Below are 25,956 nucleotides of genomic sequence, written 5' to 3' on the forward strand. Positions count from 1 at the left end.
GTTTCCAAACTATTTAGCGCCTAATATTTGTTCTTTGCAGTGAACCAATTCTGTCAAGAAGGAGCAATATGGAGTTTGTACACCATGCTTTTGACCTTTTCGTACGACAGCTCCGTTGATATAATCAATTTCTGTTAAACGATTATGCTCGTTCAAATCTTGATACATTGATGGGTGATGTAATCCGATTGTATCTCGATTGTAGCAATTTTTTTCGATGTAATCGACAGTTTCCTCAACATTCAAATCGACATTTTCATATTTTGCAACCGCCGCAAATTCATTGACAATTTGTTGAACAATTGTATGAGCGGGAGTGGTATCACCGAAGTCTGCCATATTAGAAAGTAAAATGGTACATAAACCATTCATTGTTCCGTTGACGCAAGCCTTTTTATAAATGGCGTGTAAAATATCCTCTGAGTACTGTGCATTCAATCCAGCAGAATTTAAGATTTCGACAATGTGATCAGCTGTATCTTTGGCTTTTGAATCTGAAACCAGATTTTTCAGTGCAACGGTTCCATTTCCGAATAACTTCACTTGACCTGGTCCTTCCATACCTGCTGTCCACATAGTATTTCCAATCATGATATGATCTTTTGGCACATATCTTTCAATGATTTCTTCGTGTCCTATCCCATTTAATAAACAGAGAACATTTGTATGTTCTTTTATCAATGGCTGAATGTCTGTTAACATTGCTTCTAACTGCATTGCTTTAGTAAATAAAATGATTAAATCGCTGGACAAAGCTGGCTTTAGTTCGCTTTGAAGATAAATTGGTAATTTAGCGATGATTTGTTCACCATTTAAGTTAGCTTGTAAGCCGTTTTTCTGGATAGCTTTTACATGTTCTTCCCAGCCATCTATTAAAGTCACTTTATGTCCTGCTAGATGCAACATGAGACCAAAGCGACTTCCCATAGCACCAGCACCTGCAATTGTAATATTCACAATATGCTTCCTCCTGTATATTGTTCGAATTTTTTCTTTATTAAAAGAAAGTGAACTATATATATTTTACTTCTTTTATATCTTTTTTTCAATTAAATTTTGAATGATTAAGATATCTATAAAGTTCTAAGGGCAAAATTCTATTAAATTATTTATAAAATCTCTAGGACATCTTATTTTACGAATGCTTATAAAATTTAGATATTCTAGTTTTTATGCTATTTCATTTTATGTGTCTAATTTTTTTGTTAAGAATATTAGTAAGAATGCTGTAGAAACGCATGAATTATGATAAAATAGAAATATGAAAGACAGAATGTTAGAACTGGTGAAACTACTAAATCAATATGCGCATGAATATTATACAACGGATAATCCAAGCGTATCAGATAGTGAATATGATAGGTTATATCATGAATTGTTAGATTTAGAACAGCAATACCCAGAGCTCGTTCAGGCCGATAGCCCAACTCATCGCGTGGGTGGTAAGGTTTTAGAAGGGTTTGAAAAATACCAACATCAGTATCCGCTATATAGTTTGCAGGATGCTTTTTCACGTGAAGAGTTAGAGGCATTTGATGTACGGATTCGCAAAGATTTTCCAAAGGTGAGTTATCTGTGCGAGTTAAAAATTGACGGTCTCTCCATTTCTCTTATGTATGAAAATGGCATTTTGGTTGCAGGAGCCACTCGGGGAGACGGCTCTGTCGGAGAAAATATCACAGAAAATTTAAAAAGAGTCAAAGATATTCCATTAGTCTTGCCAACCGCTGTAAATCTGACAGTTCGTGGTGAATGTTATATGCCACGTAGTTCCTTTGATAGGGTGAACCGATTGCGGCAAGAAAACGGGGAGCCGGAATTTGCAAATCCAAGAAATGCTGCAGCAGGAACGTTACGCCAGTTAGATACTGCAATTGTGGCCAAACGTAATCTTGCAACCTTTCTCTATCAAGAAGTTAGTCCAACAGACATGGCGAGCCAAGATGCTGTTTTAAAGAAGTTATCTAAAAATGGATTTAGTGTGAATGAGCAGTATATTTTGGCTGATTCGATGGATGAAGTATGGGAATTCATAGAAAAAATCAATCAAGAACGGAAACAATTACCTTATGATATTGATGGAGTTGTAGTTAAAGTAAATGATTTGGCAATGCAGGAGGAGTTAGGTTTTACTGTAAAAGCACCTAAATGGGCGATTGCTTACAAGTTCCCGGCCGAAGAAAAAGAAGCTCAACTTTTATCAGTTGATTGGACGGTTGGGCGAACTGGAGTGGTTACACCGACTGCTAATCTAACACCTGTGCAACTAGCAGGTACGACAGTCAGTCGAGCAACTCTGCACAATGTCGATTACATTGCTGAAAAAGATATTCGTAAAGACGATACAGTTATCGTTTATAAGGCGGGTGATATTATCCCTGCTGTTTTGAGAGTTGTTGAAGGTAAACGTCAATCAGAGGATAGGATTGAAATTCCTAAGTATTGTCCGAGTTGTGGCAGTGAACTGATTCATTTTGAAGATGAGGTTGCCTTGCGTTGTATCAATCCACGATGTCCTGCACAAATCAAAGAAGGTTTAATTCATTTTGCTAGTCGTGATGCCATGAATATCGCAGGTCTTGGTCCGGCTGTTGTTGAAAAGTTATTTGATCAGCAACTGGTAAAAGATGTGGCTGGTATTTACCGTTTGACTGTAAATGATTTGTTGCAGTTGGAGAATTTTAAGGAAAAATCAGCTAACAAATTATATACTGCTATTCAAACTTCTAAGGAAAATTCTGCTGAGAAATTATTATTCGGCTTAGGTATTCGCCATGTTGGAAGTAAAGCTAGTCAGATTTTACTAGAGCATTTTCATGACTTGGAGCAGTTAGCAAAAGCAACTAGAGAAGAAGTTGCTGCACTGGATAGCCTAGGAATGGTAATTGCAGAAAGCTTAACTAGTTATTTTGCTCAGGAAGGCACACAGATTCTATTGGAAGAATTGAAAGAAGTGGGAATTAATTTAGCTTACCTAGGTAAAAAGGTTTCAGCGGATGCGGCTCTTTCTGGATTAATTGTTGTGTTAACAGGGAAATTAGAGCGACTAAATCGCTCAGAAGCAAAAGCAAAATTAGAAAGTTTAGGTGCAAAGGTAACGAGCTCTGTTTCTAAAAAAACAAGTTTCGTCGTTGCTGGAGCAGATGCAGGAAGTAAATTAACAAAAGCTCAAGAGTTAGGAATTGACATTCGTGATGAATCTTGGCTTGAGAACTTGTAGAGGTTTGTATGGAAACAGCTAGAAAAAGAGCACGATTGATTTATAATCCGACCTCTGGTCAGGAAATTATTAAAAAAAATATCGCAGAAGTTTTAGACGTTTTAGAAGATGTGGGTTATGAAACAAGTGCTTATCAAACAACACCCGCTCCTTTATCAGCTCAAAACGAAGCAGAGAGAGCAGCCAAAGCAGGATTTGATTTAATTGTGGCAGCTGGTGGCGATGGAACGATTAACGAAGTGGTTAATGGCGTGGCACCATTGGAAAACCGTCCCAAGTTGGCGTTTATTCCTACTGGTACAACCAATGACTATGCGCGTGCTCTCAAGATTCCAATGGGAGATCCAGTAGCAGCTGCTCGGATTATTGAAAAAGATCAAACCATAAAAATGGATATCGGTCAAGCTTATGGAAAAAAATATTTTATCAATATTGCTGCAGCAGGGACTTTGACAGAATTAACATATAGTGTTCCAAGCGAAGTTAAATCGCGTCTGGGTTATCTTGCCTATGTTGCAAAAGGAGCAGAAATGCTGCCAAAATCTAAATTACGTAAGGTGCATATTGAACATGACCATGGTGTGTTTGAAGGTAAAGTTTCTTTAATCTTTGCTGCCTTGACCAATTCAATTGGCGGTTTTGAAAAATTGGCACCAGATACAGTATTGGATGATGGTAATTTCACCTTGATTTTGGTGAAAACAGCAAGGTTATTTGACATGTTAGCATTGATGATTCAAGCAATCAATGGTGGTCAGCATGTGACTGATGCAAATGTAGAATATTTAAAAACGAGTAAATTAAAATTAGAAGTTTTAGATAAAAAGGCACCATTCATGTTAAATTTGGATGGTGAATATGGTGGAGACACTCCTGTTGAGTTAGAAGTTCTTCATAACCATTTAGAGTTTTTTGCAAATATTGATGAGATTAGTGATAGTGCTTTGTCATTAGAAAATAGGGAATAATCAGGAGAATATGATGTTAGACTATCGTGTCTTAATCCATTACCACAATCAATTAGGTAATTATACAGCTTATAATATGTGGAAATGGCAAATGAATAAATGGGGAGAAGAAGCTTCTTTTTTTCAAAGAGATGATTTTGGTATTCAAGGGAATTTGTCGTATAAGAGCCATCATGCTTTAGATTATGCGCATGTCATTGTAAAAACAATTGATTGGTCTCACCAGTCGGTTGACTATTCCATTCAGTTATTACCTCCTCATCTGGTGACGGAAATCTGGATTATTGAAGGAGATAAGCAAGTTTATTATTCTAGGCAAGCTGCTATAGCTAGTCCGTATTATGCAAAGCGAGATTCTCATGCTTTTGATATGGCTTTAGATAGCAAGCATTTTGATCAGCATTGGGGTTACCAAGGTTGGCTAGGTTGCCGTTTTGATGGTCAAACAGCTGAATTTAAACTTTGGGCACCAACCGCTAAAAAAGTGCAGTTAGTGGTATATAAGAATAGCAGTAATAATTCGGAAATTTGGAAAATTTATGAGTTGCAAAGAGGGAAGAGGTTTTCAAAAGATCATTCTGAAAATACAATTGGGATTTGGTCTAGGGTGATTTTGGATGATTTGTCAGGTAGAGCTTATCAATATCAGTTAGAGTTTGAGTCTCACAAAACATTGACGCGCGATCCATACGCAGAAGCAACGACTGAGGATGGATTTCGTTCTGTCGTTTTATCACCTACAGAGCGAAACCCTAAACATTTTCAAGTAAAGCAAGGACAACAAGCAATTTGGCGTTTGGAAAATCCTTGTCAGGCTGTTATTTATGAAATGCATGTACGAGACCTGACGAAATCTAGTAGTTCTGGTGTTTCTAAAAAATATCGAGGGACCTTTTTAGGTGCCTGTCAGAGAGGGACTAAAAATAGAATGGGGCAGGCGACAGGATTTGACTATATCCAATCTTTAGGTGTCAATGTCGTACAATTACAGCCGATCTCTGATCGACATAAAGACTATGATCAAGATGGGAATGTGGCTTATAACTGGGGTTATGACCCTCAGAATTACAATGCTCCAGAAACGAGTTTTTCAACAGATCCAACAAATCCTTCTCAAGGAATGCGGGATTTGAAAACGATGATTCAAGCTTATCATGATGCAGGTGTTTCTGTGGTGATAGATGTTGTGTACAATCATAGTTACTCTACTTATGATTCGCCTTTTCAAGCTACAGTGCCAGATTATTACTATCGGATGAATCCAGATGGCTCTTTCCAAAATGGGACAGGCGTGGGGAATGAAACAGCTAGTGAACACGAGATGTTCCGAAAATATATGATTGATTCGATTCTTTATTGGGCCAATGAGTATAATATAGATGGTTTTCGTTTTGATTTGATGGGAATTCATGATATTGAAACCATGCGTCAGATTCGAGAAGCTTTGGATGAGATCGATCCCCAAATCCTGACTTATGGTGAAGGTTGGGATATGGGAACCGGGTTACTTCCTCTTGATAAAGCTAAGAAAGACAACGCTTTTGAATTACCAAATATTGGTTTTTTCAATGACACTGAACGTGATGCTATTAAAGGAGCGGAGGTCTATGGGGGCTTAAAAGCTGGTTTTGTAAGTGGAGAGGCAACAGAATCAATTGTTGCTAAAGCAATTTTAGGAAGTAATGAACTGGGAGTTTATTTGGAACCGAAACAAGTTGTGAATTATGTCGAAGCGCATGATAATTACAATTTGCATGACTTGTTAGTGGAACTACATCCAGATGATGATGACTTGACTCGTACCAAACGAATTGAATTGGCGACTGCGATGAATTTGCTGTTGCAAGGTATGAGTTTTATGGAACTAGGACAGGAATTTTCACGTAGCAAGCTAGTAGCAACTGGAGAAAATGGTCAAACTATTCAGGAAGATTATGAACGTGCTATGAATAGTTATAATGCTCCTGATACTGTTAATCAGGTAAATTGGGATTTGATAGCTGATCACCAAGAAAGTATTGACTACATCAAAAAGATTATCCATTTAAAAACTATGACAAAAGAATTTTCTTATCAACATTATGAAGACATTTACCAGCACGTCTTTGTGCACTCAGCTCATTCAGGAAGTGGGATTGTCATTTTTGAGGTGAAAGATGAGAAATATTATCTCATTATCTTCAATGCAAGCGGCCAAAGTTACAACATTGAAGATATTGGCAATTTGAGACTTGTAGCTGGTAATAGTCGCCAAGTTAGTGATTCTTTTGTTGAAGATTTGACAGCGACAGTCTTTGAAGTTGTAGAGTGGTAAATTTAAAGATGTCAAGTTTTTTTCTTGACACCTATTCTTACTTGTGATATGATAGAGTACGTTGGTAGTAGCTCTGCTATACCTAAAAATAAAAAGAGAAAAGAGAAATTTTAAAAATGGCAGTTAAAATTCGTTTAACTCGTATGGGTTCTAAGAAAAAACCTTACTATCGTATTAACGTAGCAGATTCACGTTCACCTCGTGACGGACGTTTCATCGAAACAGTTGGAACTTACAATCCACTTGTTGCTGAAAATCAAGTTACTTTGAAAGAAGATCGTGTTCTTGACTGGTTGTCGAAAGGTGCTCAACCTTCTGATACAGTTCGTAACATTCTTTCAAAAGCTGGCGTAATGAAAAAATTTCACGATTCTAAATACTCTAAATAAATAGAAGTGCAGGTTAACCATGGACACGATTGAAAATCTTATTATTGCGATAGTGAAACCGCTGATTTCACAACCAGATGCTTTAACGATTAGGATTGAAGATACACCAGAATTCTTGGAATATCATTTAGATCTTGATCCTAGCGATGTTGGACGTGTAATTGGTCGTAAAGGTCGCACAATTTCTGCGATAAGAACGATTGTTTACTCTGTTCCAACCGAAGATAAAAAAGTTAGAATTGTTATTGACGAAAAATAAAATAGAGCCTTAGTGGCTCTATTTTTTGAAATCTATCCTTAAAATGACTTGTGTATATTTTACAGTAGAAAACCTAAATTTTCTAGTGCTTTTTCGATATAATCTAAATCTTGCTGCGAATCGGCTTCAACCAAATGATAATGAATACCATCTGTCAATTCAGATAAACCTCGAAAATTACTTTCATGAATTTGTTGGATAAAATGTTGGACATCTCTGCGACAAGTTAATTTCAGATACGTTTGGATTTCCCCATAAACAGGATGCTCCACCATAATATTTTGGACTCGTCCGCCATTGTCTACGATTGCCAACAATTCTGTTTCGATATCTTCGATTGTGTGCTTGACTTTAAAAAGCTGGTGGTAATATTTAACAGTATCATTCATTTTGTAAATATAGCCTCGATTTGTGCTAATAATAGGAGCACCATCAGCTCGAAGAACGGCAATATCTTGAACAATAATTTGGCGCGTAACATTGAATTTTTCTGCTAGAATTTGACCATTTAAAGGAGTTTCTGCATTTTTTAAAAGTTGTAATAAATTAGTTCTTCTTTGTTTTATCATAAATTCATTGTAGAATAAATCCGTTAATTATTCAAGATTTAACGGATTTTTTGTAGAGTCTTATAAATAAATTGTGCAATGATAAAGTCAACGATGCTATGAATAATTGTTCCAACACCTACGAGAATGAAGAGAAGGTAAAACATATTTTCTGGAAAAGAAGTAGAGGCGTAAAAGACGAGACAAGCAAGAACTTCAGCAATCGCATGAACGAAAGCAAGAACAATATTTAGTATCCAAGTTTGAATTGGTTTATCTAAAGTTTTAGGATATTTTCTAAGGTAAAGAGCACCTAACAATCCGAAGAAGAGATGAGATAAGGCGCGAAGAACAATAACAATAGGATAACCAGCTGCTAAGAATCCAAAGGTGGAACCTAAAATAACGACTAAAGTCATCAAAGGTGAGATAAACATAGCTAAAAAGATAGGGACATGGCTTGCTAACGTATAAGAAGCGGGTGGAATAATAATTTTTGCAGGCATAACCATCGGAATGACAATAGCTAGCGCTGTTAAAAGAGCTGTGAGAGTTATAAATTGGTTTTTTGTTTTAGGTTTCATAATTTTCTCCTTTTAACTGTATATACACAAGTATAGTATACTGTTTTTTCAGATAATGTCAAGAGAAAATTTTGATAGAATAGGACAGAATTCCTAAACAATCTGTGTAATTTCTGTTAGAATGTCAGTAAGAGGAGAATATTATGATAGATGTAAAGAAACAACCAGAGTATATTTCCATTGATTCTTCCTTACGTTTGCGAAAGTATGATGGACAAGCTCACCTCGCTTTTTCTTGGTATCAAGACCTTGATGTAATCCATTTGATTGATGATAGTAGAGAGCCTTATACACTTCAGCGAATCAAGAAAATGTATGACTATCTTACTCAGCATGGAGAAGTGTATTTTATTGAGATTCTGATAAATGAAAATTGGATGCCAATTGGTGATGTAAGTTTTTGGCAAGAGGATATGCCTATTGTTATTGGTAACTCAGATTATCGTGGTCAGGGAATCGGGAAGACCATTGTTCAAGCATTAATTGAACGTGGACGTCAGCTGGGCTATGAACGTTTGTATGTTCGAGAAATTTATGATTACAATACTGCTTCTAAAAAGATGTTTGAATCGGTAGGATTTTATCCCATAGAAAAGACTGAAAAAGGACATCGCTATGCTTTGGATTTACTGCTTCCTTTATCAGCTATTCAACCAAATCAATTTTATCTTTCAGAAGAGAAACTAAAGCAGGTTCAGACATGGTTTGATACAAAGAACATAAGTAGTTTAAAACCCTTGCCAATTAAGCGCTTCCAAGAAAAAATCTTTTTTACTGATGGACACAGTAGAGCATTTATAGCTTATCAAGCTGGTTTTGAAGAGATTCCAGTTTATGCAGAAAAAGACGATTTAAATTGGGAGTTCTATTCCTATTGTCTTCAAGTTTGTGACAAAATAGGTATTGCTACAATAAAAGATTTAGAAAATCGGATTTTGTCTGTGTCGGATTACAAGAAAAATTGGTTAGATTGGTGTCAACGAGTCTCAAAAGAATTTGAGGAATAAATAAAGATTGTGTTATAATGGTCAAGAAAACAGTTTCATATAGAAGAGGTCAAAAATGATTTATGAATTTTGTGCAGAAAACGTGACTGATTTGGAAAAAGCCATGCAAACAGGTGCTCGAAGGGTTGAGCTTTGTGATAATCTAGCGGCGGGTGGAACGACGCCTAGCTATGGTGTCATAAAAGCAGCTGTAGAGTTAGTGGGTCCTTACCATGCAACTGTTATGACGATGATTCGTCCACGTGGAGGAGATTTTGTATACAATGATTTAGAAATGAAAATTATGTTAGAGGATATTCAAATGGCTCGCAGAGCTGGTACACATGGTGTAGTTTTTGGTGCATTGACAGTTGCTGATAAAATTGATTATCTCAAAATGGAAAAGTTGGTAGAAGCTGCTCAAGGATTAGAGATCGTCTTTCACATGGCTTTTGATGCTATTCCAAAGGAACAGCAGTTCAGTACAATAGATTGGTTAATCGAACATGGTGTGAGTAGAATTTTAACTCATGGAGGAGTAGCTACAGAGCCAATCCGCAATCATTTTCTCTGGTTAAATACTTTGATAAAACATGCAGCTGGTCGAATTGAAATCTTACCGGGAGGTGGTATTACGGTTAATAATCGTGATGAAATTATCGCAAATCTTGGCGTGAACCAACTTCATGGCACCAAAATTGTATTTTAGAAAGTGAAGAACATGTTAGAGATATTTGAGAAATATCAAGCGAATCTAGAAAAATTACAGATTTTGGGTTTTAAAAAAAAGGAAAAAGGGTTTGTTTATTCTCAAAAAATAATGAATGGTGATTTTTGTTTGCGAATTCAATTACAGGGTGAAGAGTTAACTTATCAGGTAGTGGATCAAGAAACAGGCGATGAATATGTACAAGTCAAAATGGAGCAGATGACGGGTGAATTTGTTGGACAGGTTCGTGAAGCTTGTCAAGAGATTTTCCTGATGATTCGAACTAACTGTTTTGACGAAGTTGGCTTTCTTTATAAACAGAGTGGCCGCTTGCAAGATTATGTTGCAAAAACCTATGATGGAAAGCTAGAATACCTCTGGGAGAAGTCTTCCAGGAAGAGTTCTACCAAAGCTGGAGTTTTCCGTCATCAGGACAGTAAAAAATGGTATGGAGCCTTTCTGACTACAGATTGGTCTAAGTTTGAAGTAGATCGAAGTGGTACTATTGAGGTGCTTAATGTTAAGAATGACCATGTGGTAGAGCTAATTCAGAGTAAGGGAATTTACCCAGCCTTTCACATGAACAAAAAATATTGGCTTAGCCTGCCCTTGGATGACACTTTAAGAGATACAGAACTTTTTGCTCTTTTGGACGAAAGTTTTACATTAACCAAAAAGAAATGAGAAATACAGTTAGCTTGCACTGACTGTGTTTTGTTTTTTCTAGTAATTATGAAAAATAGTGTATAATGGTAATCAGCAATAATTGAGGAGAGAATATGAATCTTATCAGAAAATTAGGTTGGTTTTTCAAGCTAGAGAGAAAGCGGTATATAATTGGAATTCTAGCCTTATCTTTGGTTAGTGTTTTTAATTTAATCCCCCCTAGAGTAATTGGTGTGGTAATTGACCGTATTGCTAGTCGAAATCTAACATCAAACCAATTAGTTTTAAATCTTTCGGTTTTGCTTGCTTCGGCTTTTATTATGTATACTCTTCGTTATCTTTGGCGTCTCTACATTTTTGGCACAGCAAATCATTTGGGGCGAATTTTGCGCTCTCGTCTCTTTGAACATTTTACTAAAATGTCTCCGTCTTTTTATCAAAAATATCGAACAGGAGATTTGATGGCGCATGCAACAAATGATATTAATGCAGTTGTGAGCGTGGCAGGTGGAGGCGTTATGTCGGCAGTAGATGCCACAATCACAGCTCTGGTAACGCTGTTGACTATGTTTTTTGTTTTAGACTGGCGCCTGACTTTGATTGCCACCTTACCATTGCCATTTCTTTCTTGGGGAACGAGTCTAATTGGGCGAAAAAATCATGAGAGTTTTAAGGCAGCCCAAGAAGCTTTTTCTGATTTGAACAATAAGGTGCAGGAAAGTGTTTCGGGGATTAAAGTGACTAAATCATTTGGCTATCAAACGGCAGAAAGTCAATCTTTTGCAAAAATAAATCAGGGTGTCTATGAGAAAAATATTTTAGCCGCAAAATACAATTCCCTATTTGACCCTATGGTGTTGATTTTCATCGGCTTATCTTATGCTTTAACCTTGATTTTTGGTGGACTGTTCATCTCTAGAGGACAATTTACAGTTGGAGAATTAGTAACATTTATCACTTATCTGGATATGTTAGTGTGGCCTTTGCAGGCAATGGGTTATCTTTTTAATATTAGCCAGAGGGGGGAAGTTTCTTATGAGCGGATTGAGCGACTGTTAGCAGAAAAATCTGATGTCAAAGAGACAAAAAGCTCTGTTTCCCCTATCCAAAACGGTCGCTTAGTCTATGATATTAAACGTTTTTCTTATGAGGAAACAGCAACTTTGTCCAATGTTCACTTTTCGTTAGAAAAAGGGCAAACGTTAGGAATCGTAGGACAAACAGGTTCTGGCAAGACGACGCTTTTGCGCTTGCTTATGAGAGAACAGGATATTCAGGAAGGTGCTATTTGTCTGAATAATCATGACATTCGAGATTATACTTTAAATGATTTACGGAGCTTAATTGGCTATGTGCCGCAGGAGCAGGTTCTTTTTGCAATGTCAATTGCGGACAATATTCGTTTTGCAAATCCAGATTTGTCAGATGACGAAGTGATTCAAGCTAGTAAACTTTGTGGTCTTTATGAGGATATTCTTGCCATGCCAGCAGGCTTTCATACGATTGTCGGTGAACGTGGGGTGTCGCTTTCAGGAGGTCAAAAGCAACGTTTAGCAATGAGTCGAGCACTTGTTCTTAAACCAGATATTTTAATATTGGACGACTCTTTATCTGCTGTTGATGCTAAAACAGAGCATTTGATTTTGGAAAACCTCAAAACAGAAAGAGACGATAAAACAACCATTATCACTGCGCACCGTCTATCAGCAATTGTTCATGCAGATTTGATTTTAGTGATGGAAAATGGACGAATTAAAGAACGGGGTACTCACCAAGAGTTATTAACTCAAAATGGTTGGTATGCACAAACTTATCATAAACAACAATTGGCAGAAAATCTAAAGGAGGATCGATAATGAGAAAACAAGTAACCTTTTATCGCCTTCTAACTTATATGTGGCGTTATAAATGGATTAGCATTTTGGCGCTCGTTTTCATCTTTGTGACAACCTTGGTAACGACAACTTTGCCACTTTTAGCTCGCTATTTTATTGACCATTTTATTAGTCGTTATCAGATTATGACAGGTTTTTATGTTCTGATTATGTACTATGCTCTTTTTCTTTTGCGAGTGTTATTTACTTTCTTGGGACAATATTCTTTTGCGCGTGTGGCACATAGCATTGTTCGCGATTTGCGTCAAGAAAGTTTTGAAAATATTGAGCATTTAGGGATGGTCTATTTTGATCAGACCCCAGCAGGAGCGATTGTCTCCCGTTTGACAAATGATACACAAGCAGTAGCGGATATGTTTAGTAGTATCTTTTCAAGTTTTTTAAGCTCTGTTTTTATTTTTGTTGTAACATTGGTGACGATGTTTAGCTTGAATTGGCGATTGACAGGTCTTATTGTACTCTTTTTGCCAGTCATGTTAGGTTCCATTTTGGTTTATCAACGCTTATCTAATCGTCTCCTCAAGCTTGTCAGAAGTAAACTAAGCGATTTGAATGTTAAACTTTCTGAAAGTATTGAGGGAATGCGTATTATTCAGGCATTTGGTCAAGAAAATCGCTTAATAAAGGAATTTGAAACTATTAACGGTGAGCATTTGGATTATACAGTTCGCTATCTTAATATTAATAGCCTTTTTCTGCGGCCAGCCATGTCTTTGTTGAAAATTTTAGCTTATGCGGTCATTTTAGCTTATTTTGGTTTTACTTGGAAAATTGCAGGAGTAACAGCCGGAGTTATGTATGCCTTTATCCAATATGTCAATCAGCTTTTTAATCCTTTGATTGATTTGATGCAGAATTATTCTGTTTTGCAAACATCTATGGTAGCTGCAGGCCGCGTTTTTGAAATCATGGACCGTAAGGATTATGAACCGAAGCAAACCAATTTACCGCTAGAGATTACAGATGGAAAGATTGAATTTCGTCATGTTTCTTTTTCTTATGATGGCAAGCATGATATTCTTAGGAATATCTCATTTTCGGTCAAACAGGGGGAGACAATTGCTTTTGTCGGTGCGACTGGGTCGGGCAAGTCTTCTATCATTAATCTCTTTTTACGTTTTTATGAGTTTGAAAGAGGTGAAATTTTAATTGATGATAAAAATATTAAAGATTACAGTCAATCTGAATTGCGCCGAAATATTGGCTTAGTTCTTCAAGAACCGTTTCTTTATCATGGTACCATTGCTTCTAATATTAAAATGTATCAAGAAAATCTAGGGAGAGAAGAGATTGTAGAAGCTGCTAAATTTGTTGATGCGCATGACTTTATCAGTCGGCTACCTGCAAACTACAATAGCCCAGTGACAGAGAGAGGAGCGACTTTTTCGAGTGGTCAAAGACAATTGCTAGCTTTCGCTAGAACAATTGCAAGCAAACCTAAAATCTTAATTTTGGATGAAGCAACCGCCAATATTGATTCAGAAACCGAAGAACTGATTCAATCTTCTTTGAGAAAAATGCGTCAAGGACGAACGACCATTGCCATCGCTCACCGGTTATCTACCATTCAAGATGCCAATTGTATTTATGTTATGGAGCAAGGCCGAATTATTGAATCTGGTACTCACGAGGAACTCTTAGCTCTCAAAGGTACTTATTATAAAATGTACCAACTTCAAGCAGGTATGATGGGAGAGGAGTGATTTCTTAGAAAAAAGGAGCTTCGGCTCCTTTTATAAATATTTATTTAAATGGTGTAAGGTTTTTTCTAGATTTTCATATCTAATTTTTGCGTATTGATAAGGACAATCATGTATGTAACTTGATTCAAAAAAGTCCAAAGATAGAGTGCTGTGTTTCAATGGACTTGTTGAAGCAAGGGAACGGAAATCAAAAAGTACGCCATCTGTTGTTAGTTGATAGGGAGGCACTAGAACCTCAGCTTCTAAGAGGCTTTGAGCCTTATCTTTTTCTGCTTCCAATCGGGACAGAAGTGCTAGACGATTTTTCTCAAACATAAGATTATCAATGTAAAGAGATAAGGCTTTTTGCATGATGAGATTGCTATCGTAGTCTACTGCTTTTTTATAAGCAATGAAAGCTGATTGAATATCCGATGGCAATAGTAGAGCTGTTATTCGTAAGGCGGGAAAAAGACTGGCAGAAAAAGATTTGATATAAATGACATGTTGGCTGTCGTCCAAGTAATGAAAGGTCAACTCATGCTTGCTGTCAAAGTCAGCTAAATAATCATCTTCTACGATATAAACATCATAAAGCTGAGCAAGACGAATGATTTCCTCTTTTTCTTTTCGGTTGTAAGAATGTCCTAAGGGATAATGAAATCGTGGAATAGTGTAGAAAAATTTGATATTCCTTGATTGGAAAATCCATTCTAACTCTTTTAGATTGATTCCTTCTGGAGTCCGTTCAATCGTTTGATAAGGAAGTTTCTGTACGGTTAGCAAATCGTTTATCCGATGATAGGTCGGTTGCTCAACTAGAATTTCCTGCTTTCCGTTCGGGAACGCAATTTGCGACAGAATATAAAGAGCTTGCTGGGTACCAGATGTTAGAACAATTTTGGCAGCAGAGGTGTAGATAGCCGCATCCAAAAGCAGTTGTTGAACCGAGTAGCGCAACTCCTCCAATCCCTCTTGCTGTGAATAGTAGTTAAAAAGATAATTTTCTCGACCGATGAGCGTTTCATTGAGACAAATTCGAAAATCTTCATAAATTTGGTGGCGGTCATCCCTGACAGATAATTCCATATCCTGCTGATCTTCCAGACTATTTTCTAAGACATAGTAGCCACTCTTTGGAACAGCATAGATGTATTTTTGATATTTTAATTCCATTAGTGCCTTCTGGGCTGTATCTTTGCTGCAATGATACTTATCTGCTAACTTACGAATAGAAGGAATCTTCTGCCCCTTGAGCAATTTCCCATTTTGAATATCTTGGCGAATCCGATCTACGATACATTGATATTTAGATTTTGGCATCTTAACTGTCCCCGTACAGAAGAAATTTTCTCTATTGTAGCGTATTTTGAAATCTTTTACAATCAGGAAATGATGTATGGTATTTGTTATTAACGGTAGAGATTGAGATATTTTTAAATATTAAAACATTTTACTTATTATTATGTTATAATGTGTATGATAGCGCCTTAAATGTGATTTGTAGCAAAATTTTTATAAAAAGGAGAGCATCATGAACGGTTTGGTTTTAGGATTGGATATCGGTATTGCTTCTGTCGGAGTGGGAATTTTAAATAAAGAAACAGGTGAAATTATTCACGTTAATTCGAGAATTTTTCCAGCTGCAACCGCAGACAGCAATGTAGAACGTCGGGGATTTAGACAAGGAAGAAGACTTGGTCGAAGGAAGAAACATCGCAGCGCTCGCTTAAACGACCTTTTTGAAGAATTCGGTTTTATAACAGATTTTTCTGCTGTCCCTTTAAATTTAAATCCTTATGCTCTGCGTGTGAAGGGATTAAGCGAAGAATTAACAAATGAAGAGTTGTTTATTGCGCTTAAAAACATTATTAAACGGCGTGGTATCAGCTATCTGGATGATGCTAGTGAAGATGGAGAAACAGCTTCCAATGAGTATGGAAAAGCAGTTGAAGAAAACAGAAAATTACTTGCAGACAAAACGCCTGGACAAATCCAGTTGGAACGTTTTGAAAAATACGGACAAGTTCGTGGGGATTTTACAGTTGTTGAAAATGGGGAGAATCATCGTTTGATTAATGTATTTTCTACTTCAGCCTACAAAAAAGAAGCAGAGCGAATTCTTAGAAGGCAACAAGAATTCAATGTGAGGATTTCAGATGAATTCATTGAACTTATTTAACTATTTTGACTGGCAAAAGAAAATATTATCATGGGCCTGGAAATGAAAAATCTAGAACAGATTATGGAAGATTTCGGACAGATGGCACAACTCTTGATAATATTTTCGGTATTTTAATTGGAAAATGTACTTTTTATCCCGATGAATATCGAGCAGCAAAGGCGTCATATACCGCGCAGGAATTTAATTTGCTCAACGACCTCAATAATTTAACAGTTCCAACTGAAACGAAAAAATTAAGACCAGAACAAAAGCGGCAGATTGTCGAGTATGCTCGAACTGCAAAAACTTTAGGAACTCCAACTTTACTGAAATATATTGCTAAGTTAGTAGATGGTTCTATTGATGACATAAAAGGATATCGGATTGATAAATCTGATAAACCGGAGATGCATACTTTTGACGCCTATCGTAAAATGAGAACACTAGAACTGGTGGATGTAGATATATTATCAAGAGAAACCTTAGATGATTTAGCGTACATTCTAACCTTGAACACAGAAAGTGAAGGTATTTTAGAAGCTCTTAACAGTAAAATGCCTGGTACATTTACCAAAGAGCAGATTGATGAGTTAATTCAGTTTAGGAAGAAAAACAGTGCGGTATTTGGAAAAGGTTGGCATAATTTTTCTCTTAAGTTAATGAATGAATTGATTCCGGAGCTTTATGAGACTTCAGAGGAGCAAATGACTATTTTGACTCGTCTAGGTAAACAAAGAAGTAGAGAAATTTCAAAACGAACTAAATACATAGATGAAAAAGAATTAACAGATGAAATTTATAACCCTGTTGTTGCCAAATCTGTCCGTCAGGCTATTAAAATCATCAACTTAGCGACCAAAAAATATGGCATTTTTGATAATATTGTCATTGAAATGGCGCGTGAAAGCAATGAAGATGATGAGAAAAAAGCAATTCAAAACGTCCAAAAAGCCAATGAAGATGAAAAGAAAGCAGCAATGGAAAAAGCTGCTGATCTATACAATGGTAAAAAAGAGTTACCAGACAGTATTTTTCATGGACACAAAGAGTTAGCAACCAAAATTCGCCTTTGGCATCAACAGGGAGAACGCTGCCTTTATACAGGAAAGAACATCTCTATTCATGATTTAATTCATAATCCACACCAGTATGAAATTGATCATATTCTGCCGCTTTCACTTTCTTTTGATGATGGCTTAGCCAATAAGGTTCTGGTGCTAGCAACAGCTAATCAGGAAAAGGGACAGAGAACACCATTCCAGGCTTTAGATAGTATGGATGATGCGTGGTCTTACATAGAGTTCAAACAATATGTCCGGAATTCTAAAAGCTTAAGTAATAAGAAAAAAGACTATCTGCTGACCGAAGAAGATATCAGCAAGATTGAAGTAAAACAAAAATTCATTGAGCGCAATCTCGTGGACACACGTTACTCATCACGGGTAGTCCTAAATACGTTGCAGGAATTTTACAAAACAAATGATTTCGATACAAAAATTTCGGTTGTTCGTGGTCAATTTACATCACAACTGAGAAGAAAGTGGAAAATTGAAAAAAGTCGTGATACCTATCACCACCACGCAGTAGATGCTCTCATCATCGCGGCCTCCAGTCAGTTGAGACTCTGGAAAAAGCAGAATAATCCTTTGATTTCTTATAGAGAAGGGCAGCTTGTAGATCCTGAAACGGGAGAGATTCTTTCACTGACAGATGACGAATATAAGGAACTTGTTCTCAGACCACCATATGATTATTTTGTAGATACATTGAAGAGCAAATCGTTTGAAGACAGTATCTTGTTTTCTTATCAAGTGGATTCTAAATATAACCGAAAAATATCAGATGCTACAATCTATGGAACTAGAAAAGCTCAGTTGGGGAAAGATAAGCAGGAGGAAACTTATGTACTTGGAAAAATTAAGGATATCTATTCTCAAAAGGGCTATGAAGATTTTATCAAGAGATATAAGAAAGATACAACTCAGTTCTTGATGTATCACAAAGATCCACAGACCTTTGCAAAAGTTATTGAAGAAATTCTTAAAACCTATCCTGACAAAGAGTTAAACGAAAAGGGTAAAGAAATTCCCTGCAATCCTTTTGAAAAGTACAGACAAGAAAATGGCCCTATTCGAAAATACAGCAAAAAGGGCAAAGGCCCAGAGATTAAAAGCCTTAAGTATTATGATAATAAACTTGGCAATCACATTGATATTACTCCTGTAAACAGTCAGAACCAGGTTGTTTTGCAGTCCTTGAAGCCTTGGCGGACAGATGTTTATTTTAATCCCCAGACTTCCAAATATGAATTGATGGGATTGAAATATTCAGATTTAAGATTTGAAAAAGGGAGTGGAAGCTACGGTATTTCACCTGAAAAATATAATAAAGTCAAAGCAAAAGAAGGAGTGGACGAGGATTCAGAATTTAAATTTACTTTATATAAGAACGATTTGATTTTGATAAAAGACACCGAAACTGGAGAGCAGCAATTATTTAGGTATGGTTCGCGAAACGATACCTCAAAACATTATGTTGAGTTAAAACCTTATGAAAAAGCGAAATTTGAAGGAAATCAACAGCTGATGAATTTGTTAGGAACCGTTGCAAAAGGTGGTCAATGCCTCAAAGGGATAAACAAGCCTAATCTCTCCATCTATAAAGTCAAAACAGATGTTCTTGGTAATAAATATTTTATTAAAAAAGAGGGTGATCAGCCACAGCTCAATTTTAAGAAAAAAATTTAAAAAAAGAGTTGCAAACGCTTTTGCAATGTATTATAATAGTGACTGTAAGGGACGCCTTACACAGTTACTTAAATCTTGCAGAAGCTACAAAGATAAGGCTTCATGCCGAAATCAACACCCTGTCTATGACGGGGTGTTTTCGTGTTGTAAAGGAGTTTTTATGACGTGGAGAATTGTACATATCTGTCAAAGTGAAAAGATGAGACTGAAATTAGACAATTTGTTAATAAAGAAAATGGGAGAAGAGTATACAATCCCTTTAAGTGATATTTCAATCATAGTAGCTGAAGGTGGTGATACTGTCGTTACCCTTCGATTATTGAGTGCTTTAAGTAAGTATAATATCGCCTTAATTGTATGTGACAATGAACACTTACCAACGGGAATTTATCATTCTCAAAATGGGCATTTTCGGGCCTATAAACGACTGCAAGAACAGTTGCTCTGGTCTCAGGAACAAAAAGATAAGCTCTGGCAACTTGTTACCTATTTTAAAATCAATAATCAGCAGGATGTTTTGGCGATGTTTGAAAAAAATCTTGATTGTATCCAATTGTTAGCGGATTATAAGGATCATATTGAACTAGGAGATAAGACAAATCGAGAAGGACATGCCGCTAAGGTCTATTTCAATGAATTATTTGGCAAGAAGTTTGTCCGTGTAACTCAGCGAGAATCAGATGTCATTAATGCGGGGTTGAATTACGGATACGCTATTATGCGAGCACAGATGGCACGAATCGTTGCTGGATATGGATTAAATGCTTTAATTGGAATTTTTCATAAAAATGAATACAACCAGTTCAATCTGGTGGATGATTTAATGGAACCTTTCCGCCAAATTATTGATGTTTGGGTCTATGAACACTTGATAGATGAAGAATATTTAAAATATGAATTCCGCTTGGCTTTAACAAATCTACTGAATGCAAAAATTAAATATGGCAAAGAAACCTGCTCGGTCACAGTTGCAATGGACAAATATGTAAAAGGTTTTATCAAATGTATTGCTGATAAAGATACAACAAAGTTTTACTGCCCAATAGTGTCTAGTTTGGAATGGAGTATGTAATGAGGTATGAAGCGATGAGATTATTATGTTTCTTTGACTTGCCAATGGAAACCAATCAGGAGAAACGAACCTATCGTAATTTTCGCAAAGAATTGATTGCCAATGGGTTTGAAATGCTGCAGTTTTCTGTATATTATCGAACCTGTCCAAACAGAAGTTTTGCCAGTAAATTTTATAAAAAGCTGAAACAAAGCAATTTGCCAAGTGGCAATGTCCGTTTGCTAGCTGTTACAGAAAAGCAGTTTTCAGAAATGGTCTTGATTATCGGAGGTAAAACCAAGCAAGAAGAAGTAATAAGTGATAATAAGTTGGTGATTATATGAAAATGAATTTTACACATCCTTATAGAGAAAATTTATCTATTAATTTTGGCCCGTTTTCTCAAATAGTGGGAGATAATCAGCAATTAAAATACTATATGTGGCAGCTCTTAATTTGGTATTTCAACGGTAAAAAGTATAATGTAGAAGACTTGAACCTTTTTGAACAAACGGAGCCAGAAATTACCGGAGAGAATACAATTTTTAAAAGAACAGATTACAAGATTATTTCTATTTCAGATATCCAAGATTTAATCGAGCAAATGGCTTATAAAAAAGGGACTGTAGCGTTTGATTTTCTGAAGTCAAAACTAGATAATCTTGAAATAATGGAACAGATAGATTATATCAATGATAAGCTGGATCAAATTTCAATGATTGTAAATGAACGTTTGAATTTTCAAATTGAAGGTATACATTACCATACAGAAAGTCAGTATTTTACAACTGAGCAGCTGATTCTTAAGAATTTTTTACCTTATTTTGGGTTCAAAGATAAGAATATATCGTTTGAATTTGTCGAAAATGAAACGAAATTTATTATTTTTATGCAAATGCTAGAACAGTTGATTCAAGGCCAGACCAACCGTATCTTGCTCGTCCTCAGAAATATGGACGATTACTTGAATTATTGCTCATTCGTAAAATGTTGCGAGCAACTAGAGGAGATGGCCGACAATTACAATAATTTTAGTGTCATTATTTTCCCGTCAAATGAAGGCTATCTTTATTTGAATCGCGAGAATATGGAATACGTCAATATTGTTTCTGATTTGGTTGAACATTTTTATGAATTTTCTTTTATGTATGAAAGGTTTATTGGTCAATATCCTACTAACGACTTACCTACAGAAGATGATTTCATCGTCTCTTTGCAAAAGATTTCACCATATTTATTTAGTAAAGACGTGACACATATGAGTTTATCTATCCAAGATATGGTAACCTTGAAAATTATGAACAGTTTATACCATTACAACAAGAAAATTCATTTTGCTTATAATCCACCTACTCAATTATTAATTAATTTTTTAAAAAATTAAGATTGACAAGCTCATCAAAGGACTTTATAATCAATGTAAGGGTACAAAAATCAAAAAATTTTTTAATTTGAGGTTTTTGTACTCTCAAGATTTAAGTAACTGCAAAACAGTCGCTATGATTACTTTTGCAAGTTGTGGGTTTTTGTACTCTCAAGATTTAAGTAACTGCAAAACTCACCGCAAGCTATACCGTTTTGAGTCCAAGTTTTTGTACTCTCAAGATTTAAGTAACTGCAAAACAGCTAAGACGTAATGACAATGTAAATGATAGTTTTTGTACTCTCAAGATTTAAGTAACTGCAAAACTGAGTGGTACAACGAAAACTGGGAAAGGTTGTTTTTGTACTCTCAAGATTTAAGTAACTGCAAAACCCAATAAGTTGTTTCATCAAATTCACCATTGTTTTTGTACTCTCAAGATTTAAGTAACTGCAAAACTTATCTGTAAACTGATTACTTTTTCTAATAGTTTTTGTACTCTCAAGATTTAAGTAACTGCAAAACAAATTAAAGGAGGACTTGTTTAATGCCATCGTTTTTGTACTCTCAAGATTTAAGTAACTGCAAAACGACGGCTTTAATACCCACGTCAATCCAGTTGTTTTTGTACTCTCAAGATTTAAGTAACTGCAAAACTTGCGATTTCGGAGCATGCTCATTCCAATAGTTTTTGTACTCTCAAGATTTAAGTAACTGCAAAACTCAGCGGTTGGGTTTTTGGCCGACCTATAGGTTTTTGTACTCTCAAGATTTAAGTAACTGTCTAACATGATTTTTACACTGGCATTCGCAGAATTGGTTTTTGTACTCTCGAGATTTAAGTAACTGTCTAACAATACTGGTTCGACAAGAACTCAAATTCGAGTTTTTGTACTCTCGAGATTTAAGTAACGTCAAACGTAGTATTAAAGCCACAAAGCTTATTAAACATTGTTTTATGTAAAAGAAATTTAATCAAATAGTTATCTATGCAAGATATTAGTGGAATTGTAATTTAGGTTGAAATGTTTTATAATGAAAAGGAACAAGTAATATTAGGGGGATTTCTAATGGAGAGAAAAATAAAAAAATCAGTTGTTGCGACTGGCTTAGCTGCAACGACAATCATTTCAGGTAGTCTATCACATCCAGTAAATGCAGAAGAAGCAAAACCAAAATCCACTGAACCAAAGACATCTGAAAAAATTACAAAACCAGTTACAGAATCAGATGTTCAATCAGCAAAATTGGAAGCAAATGCTGCGAAAGTTCAGAAAGATACGCAACAGAAAGTTGTAGATCAAGTAAAAGAGGATGTAAATACTTCAAAGGAAGCAGTAGCAAATAACAAGAAAGCCGTAGCAGATGCAGAAACAGAAAAAAATGCAGCGACCTCAGAAGTGATTAGAACTGCAAAAGAAAAAGTAAAAACAGCAGAGAACACTGTTGCAACAGAGAAGAAGAAGGTTCAAGAAGCAAAGTGCTCGGAAGAAAAGGCAAAAGAAGCTGTTAAAAATCAAGAAAATATTGTAGCAGGGCAGCAATCACTTGTTGATGTTGCCCAACGTGAATTAGACACAGCTAAAACTCCAGTTGCCAATGAGGAACACGATCTTAACCGCGCAAAAGAAGAAGAAAAACAAGCGGAAAAGAATTTGGCAGAAAAGCAAAAAAATCTTGCTAAAGCGAAAGAAGAAATCGCTAATCTTCCTAAAGAAATCAATGCAGCTACTGAACAAGTTAATCAAAGTGAGCAAAAAGTTGCAGAAAATCAAGCGGCTATTGATCAAAAATCTGCTGAAGTAGCCCGCGCTGAACAATCAGCTGCTAATAGAAGAAATGTTGACTTGAGTAAAGCAACCTATAGTGAATTTTTGCAACATGCTAAAACAAATGGAGCTAATCAAGCGATTCGTAATGCAGCTGCTGAAGCGCTAGCGACTTATGAAAGAGCTAGACATGAAGACGGTATTACAGTTGGTTCTGATTCAACAAGCCCAGCAACTTTGGAAAATAATTTAAAAGCGATTGAATTGGTTAGGGCAATCAATGCTTACCGTAGACAAGCTGGATTAAAGGAACTGTTGATTGATCCTTACAAAAATCCAGCCAGTCAAGTTCAAACTCTTTATTTTAGAAGAGCAAATTGGCATATGGGCAAATATTTTGGCAATGAAAACGTAGCCATTAATAGCTCTGTAAGAGGAGCTGTTGACTACTGGTATAGCGAAAAAGCTCTGTATCAGCAAATCGCTGCACAATATGGACTTCCAATAGACGAAACAAAAATTGATGCTAATGCTATTTATATGAAAGTGGGTGCTGATGTTTTTGCACGAATCGGTCACTATGTCCAAATGATGGATAAAAACTTTAATTCGATTTCAGCAGCATATTATAGTAATCCAAATCCATATAATAATTTATATGAAGTTGGTTTCCACACAGCATCTAATGAACGTTTCAATAACGGTACACTTCTTAGCGCAGATGCTTATGAGCAAGCAATCCGTAATTTTGCTGGTGCTGCAAAAGCTGCAGATGAACAAGCAACAGTAGCTAAGAATCAATTAGCTATGTTGCGAGCTCAAAGAACAGGCTATGTATCTACTTTAAATATCCAAAAGGCAAAATTAGCAGACCTTCAAAAATTGGCTGCGAATCGTTCAGGAGCCCTTGCTACTGCAAACGCTGAGTTGATTACAGCAGAAGCGGCTTTGACAAAAGCGAAGCAAAATATTGCAACGAAAGAAGCAGCTTTGAAACGTGCAACTGCAATGATTGCATCACAGTTAGCGCCTAAACAAGCAGCATTAGCAAAAGAACAAAATTTGCTAGAAACTGCTAAAAATAAATTAGTAGAACTAAAGAAAGCCTTAATTATAGAAGAGTTAAACCTTGCTAAGGCAAAAGATGCCCTACAAACTAGTCAAATCAAGCTAAAAGAAGCTCAAAATAACTTGGAAAAATTACAAAATGCACCTCAAGCGCTTGAAGCAGCTAGAAAAGCTCTTCAAGCTACACAGGCTGACTATGCTGCGAAGGTTAACATGTTAAAAGAAGAAGAAGCAAAACTGGATATTGTGCGTTCCATTTATACCAAGTTACAAGAAAACTATGAAAAATTACAAAGTCAACTCCCACCAAAATCTCAACAGACAACAGGTGTAGAAGTACAAAAATTGCATTTATCTAGAACTTATCAACCCAAGCCATTGTTAGTTAGACAACAAAATAGCAATCAAAAAGCTCTACCTGCTACTGGTACTAAAACAAATCAAGTTGCTGCATTGGGATTGTTACTTGGGTTGGGAAGTTTAACTAGTGTTCGCCGTCGTAAAAGAGATAATGAAGATTAATTAGTTCAAGATTAAAAAATTTACTCATCCATTCTAAAGACATACACTTTGATTTTTGAGTGTTTGTCTTTTTTTAAAATTAAGATATTCAAATCACTGTTGAAGAAATAAAGTAAAGATTGGATAAACTATAGTTTTATCTAATAACTTTTTCAAAGTATCTATTATTTTGAGAATTGCCGAAAAAATAGTATAATGTCTTTATTGTACTATGTACACAGACTTAACTAAGTTTAAAGGAGTTTTTCATGCAAGTCATCAAACGTAATGGCGAAATTACTGATTTTAATCCAGATAAAATTTATCAAGCTATTTTGAAAGCGGCACAAACAGTTTATGTTTTGACCGATGATTTACGTCAAAATTTAGCGCTTGTTACTAAAAAAGTAGTATTGGATTTAGAGGAAGCTGGTGTAGAACGAGCTACTATTAGTATGATTCAATCAATGGTAGAAAATCGCTTACTAGGTGCTGGTTATATTACGATTGCAGAGCATTATATTTCCTACCGCTTGCAACGAGATTTAGAGCGTAATGGCTATGGCGATCAGATCGCAGTCCATTTGCATTTTGAACAAATCCGATAAATTTTGGTTTAGCTTATAAGACGAAGTAGCTATCGATTTTTTTATTTTCTCCCAAAAACAGACACATTCGAGCAATTTCTAAGACTTGACAAGTGTATCTTAATATGATAGAATTTAAAGGATTTTAAACTTGAAGGGAGTGAAAATAATGTCAAAAACAGTAGTACGTAAGAATGAATCCCTTGACGATGCTCTTCGTCGTTTCAAACGTGCGGTTACTAAAGCTGGTACTCTTCAAGAAACACGCAAACGTGAATTCTATGAAAAACCTTCTGTAAAACGCAAACGCAAATCAGAAGCAGCTCGTAAACGTAAAAAATTCTAATAAATAGAAAAAGCAGGATTGGATTCCTGTTTTTTTGTGTCTTTTCATGTTGTGCATCGCTTTACAAGAGGAAAAAAGAGTTTTATCAACTTTAGTTTCCTCCTTTTTAATACTCGGATGAAGGAGGTTTTTGAAAATGG

At 35.9% G+C, this 25,956-nt stretch carries 20 protein-coding genes, 1 pseudogene and 1 CRISPR repeat array; of the genes and pseudogenes, 17 read left to right on the plus strand and 4 right to left on the minus strand.

Translation table 11 applies throughout. From position 1 onward, the window contains the following. Nucleotides 1-9 precede the first annotated feature (9 nt). On the minus strand, nucleotides 10-957 hold the full coding sequence (locus PCY10_RS02485) for a 2-dehydropantoate 2-reductase (protein WP_021002694.1): 948 nt from the start codon (nucleotides 955-957) through the stop codon (nucleotides 10-12). A 304-nt stretch (nucleotides 958-1,261) separates the two neighbouring features. On the opposite strand from PCY10_RS02485, the gene ligA reads away from it, so the two are divergent. From ligA to kphA, 5 genes are all read left to right on the plus strand, one after another. Then, entirely contained in the window at nucleotides 1,262-3,220 is a 1,959-nt protein-coding gene (gene ligA, locus PCY10_RS02490; protein ID WP_021002695.1) for an NAD-dependent DNA ligase LigA, read from the plus strand. Between the two features lie 8 nt (nucleotides 3,221-3,228). After that, nucleotides 3,229-4,188, plus strand: a complete 960-nt coding sequence (locus PCY10_RS02495) for a diacylglycerol kinase family lipid kinase (protein WP_003076850.1) — start codon at nucleotides 3,229-3,231, stop codon at nucleotides 4,186-4,188. A 13-nt stretch (nucleotides 4,189-4,201) separates the two neighbouring features. Continuing rightward, nucleotides 4,202-6,502, plus strand: coding sequence for a type I pullulanase (gene pulA / locus PCY10_RS02500; protein ID WP_021002696.1), 2,301 nt, complete (start codon nucleotides 4,202-4,204; stop codon nucleotides 6,500-6,502). A gap of 116 nt (nucleotides 6,503-6,618) precedes the next feature. Beyond that, nucleotides 6,619-6,891, plus strand: a complete 273-nt coding sequence (rpsP, locus tag PCY10_RS02505) for a 30S ribosomal protein S16 (protein ID WP_003076473.1) — start codon at nucleotides 6,619-6,621, stop codon at nucleotides 6,889-6,891. A gap of 19 nt (nucleotides 6,892-6,910) precedes the next feature. Further along, nucleotides 6,911-7,150, plus strand: coding sequence for an RNA-binding protein KphA (gene kphA, locus PCY10_RS02510; protein ID WP_003072626.1), 240 nt, complete (start codon nucleotides 6,911-6,913; stop codon nucleotides 7,148-7,150). A gap of 59 nt (nucleotides 7,151-7,209) precedes the next feature. Here kphA and PCY10_RS02515 read toward each other — a convergent pair whose 3' ends face one another. Together PCY10_RS02515 and PCY10_RS02520 are read right to left on the minus strand one after the other, a co-directional pair. Next, nucleotides 7,210-7,719 (minus strand): transcription repressor NadR, encoded by a 510-nt coding sequence (locus PCY10_RS02515; RefSeq protein ID WP_003072627.1) that lies wholly within the window; start codon nucleotides 7,717-7,719, stop codon nucleotides 7,210-7,212. A 38-nt stretch (nucleotides 7,720-7,757) separates the two neighbouring features. After that, entirely contained in the window at nucleotides 7,758-8,282 is a 525-nt protein-coding gene (locus PCY10_RS02520; protein WP_021002697.1) for an ECF transporter S component, read from the minus strand. A 143-nt stretch (nucleotides 8,283-8,425) separates the two neighbouring features. Between PCY10_RS02520 and PCY10_RS02525 the strand changes: the two genes are divergently transcribed. The 5 genes from PCY10_RS02525 (at nucleotide 8,426) to PCY10_RS02545 (ending at nucleotide 14,241) form a co-directional block, all read left to right on the plus strand. Further along, nucleotides 8,426-9,289 (plus strand): GNAT family N-acetyltransferase, encoded by an 864-nt coding sequence (locus PCY10_RS02525; RefSeq protein ID WP_021002698.1) that lies wholly within the window; start codon nucleotides 8,426-8,428, stop codon nucleotides 9,287-9,289. Between the two features lie 55 nt (nucleotides 9,290-9,344). Further along, nucleotides 9,345-9,977 carry a copper homeostasis protein CutC gene (locus tag PCY10_RS02530; RefSeq protein WP_021002699.1) on the plus strand — a complete coding sequence of 211 codons (633 nt, stop codon included), beginning with the start codon at nucleotides 9,345-9,347 and terminating at the stop codon, nucleotides 9,975-9,977. Nucleotides 9,978-9,989: 12 nt separating this feature from the next. Then, entirely contained in the window at nucleotides 9,990-10,661 is a 672-nt protein-coding gene (locus tag PCY10_RS02535; RefSeq protein ID WP_021002700.1) for an MmcQ/YjbR family DNA-binding protein, read from the plus strand. Nucleotides 10,662-10,756: 95 nt separating this feature from the next. Further along, complete coding sequence (locus PCY10_RS02540; RefSeq protein WP_021002701.1) at nucleotides 10,757-12,499, plus strand: ABC transporter transmembrane domain-containing protein; 1,743 nt, start codon at nucleotides 10,757-10,759, stop codon at nucleotides 12,497-12,499. Further along, complete coding sequence (locus PCY10_RS02545; RefSeq protein WP_021002702.1) at nucleotides 12,499-14,241, plus strand: ABC transporter ATP-binding protein; 1,743 nt, start codon at nucleotides 12,499-12,501, stop codon at nucleotides 14,239-14,241. The genes PCY10_RS02540 and PCY10_RS02545 overlap by 1 nt, the downstream gene beginning before the upstream one ends. Nucleotides 14,242-14,271: 30 nt before the next feature. Here the strand turns inward: PCY10_RS02545 and PCY10_RS02550 are convergent, their stop codons facing one another. Beyond that, on the minus strand, nucleotides 14,272-15,543 hold the full coding sequence (locus PCY10_RS02550; RefSeq protein ID WP_021002703.1) for a PLP-dependent aminotransferase family protein: 1,272 nt from the start codon (nucleotides 15,541-15,543) through the stop codon (nucleotides 14,272-14,274). A 211-nt stretch (nucleotides 15,544-15,754) separates the two neighbouring features. On the opposite strand from PCY10_RS02550, the pseudogene cas9 reads away from it, so the two are divergent. From cas9 to rpsU, 7 genes and pseudogenes are all read left to right on the plus strand, one after another. Further along, nucleotides 15,755-19,131, plus strand: a pseudogene (cas9, locus tag PCY10_RS02555) (type II CRISPR RNA-guided endonuclease Cas9). Between the two features lie 160 nt (nucleotides 19,132-19,291). Next, nucleotides 19,292-20,203: a type II CRISPR-associated endonuclease Cas1 gene (gene cas1 / locus PCY10_RS02560; protein WP_021002705.1), complete on the plus strand. Its 912-nt coding sequence runs from the start codon at nucleotides 19,292-19,294 to the stop codon at nucleotides 20,201-20,203. Beyond that, nucleotides 20,203-20,526 (plus strand): CRISPR-associated endonuclease Cas2, encoded by a 324-nt coding sequence (cas2, locus tag PCY10_RS02565; protein ID WP_037590192.1) that lies wholly within the window; start codon nucleotides 20,203-20,205, stop codon nucleotides 20,524-20,526. The genes cas1 and cas2 overlap by 1 nt, the downstream gene beginning before the upstream one ends. Beyond that, nucleotides 20,523-21,566, plus strand: coding sequence for a CRISPR-associated protein Csn2-St (csn2-St, locus tag PCY10_RS02570; RefSeq protein ID WP_021002706.1), 1,044 nt, complete (start codon nucleotides 20,523-20,525; stop codon nucleotides 21,564-21,566). The genes cas2 and csn2-St overlap by 4 nt, the downstream gene beginning before the upstream one ends. Before the next feature lie 72 nt (nucleotides 21,567-21,638). Then, nucleotides 21,639-22,466: a CRISPR direct-repeat array (repeat unit 36 nt; unit sequence GTTTTTGTACTCTCAAGATTTAAGTAACTGCAAAAC). A gap of 149 nt (nucleotides 22,467-22,615) precedes the next feature. Beyond that, nucleotides 22,616-24,904, plus strand: a complete 2,289-nt coding sequence (locus tag PCY10_RS02575; protein ID WP_301558780.1) for a CAP domain-containing protein — start codon at nucleotides 22,616-22,618, stop codon at nucleotides 24,902-24,904. A gap of 248 nt (nucleotides 24,905-25,152) precedes the next feature. Further along, nucleotides 25,153-25,491, plus strand: coding sequence for an ATP cone domain-containing protein (locus PCY10_RS02580; RefSeq protein ID WP_003072637.1), 339 nt, complete (start codon nucleotides 25,153-25,155; stop codon nucleotides 25,489-25,491). 148 nt (nucleotides 25,492-25,639) lie between these two features. Continuing rightward, nucleotides 25,640-25,816 carry a 30S ribosomal protein S21 gene (rpsU, locus tag PCY10_RS02585; RefSeq protein ID WP_000048054.1) on the plus strand — a complete coding sequence of 59 codons (177 nt, stop codon included), beginning with the start codon at nucleotides 25,640-25,642 and terminating at the stop codon, nucleotides 25,814-25,816. The last annotated feature ends 140 nt before the right edge of the window (nucleotides 25,817-25,956 follow it).

Origin of the sequence: Streptococcus sp. SI1 (assembly GCF_030439945.1) — a bacterium.
In the GTDB taxonomy this organism is placed as follows: domain Bacteria; phylum Bacillota; class Bacilli; order Lactobacillales; family Streptococcaceae; genus Streptococcus; species Streptococcus intermedius.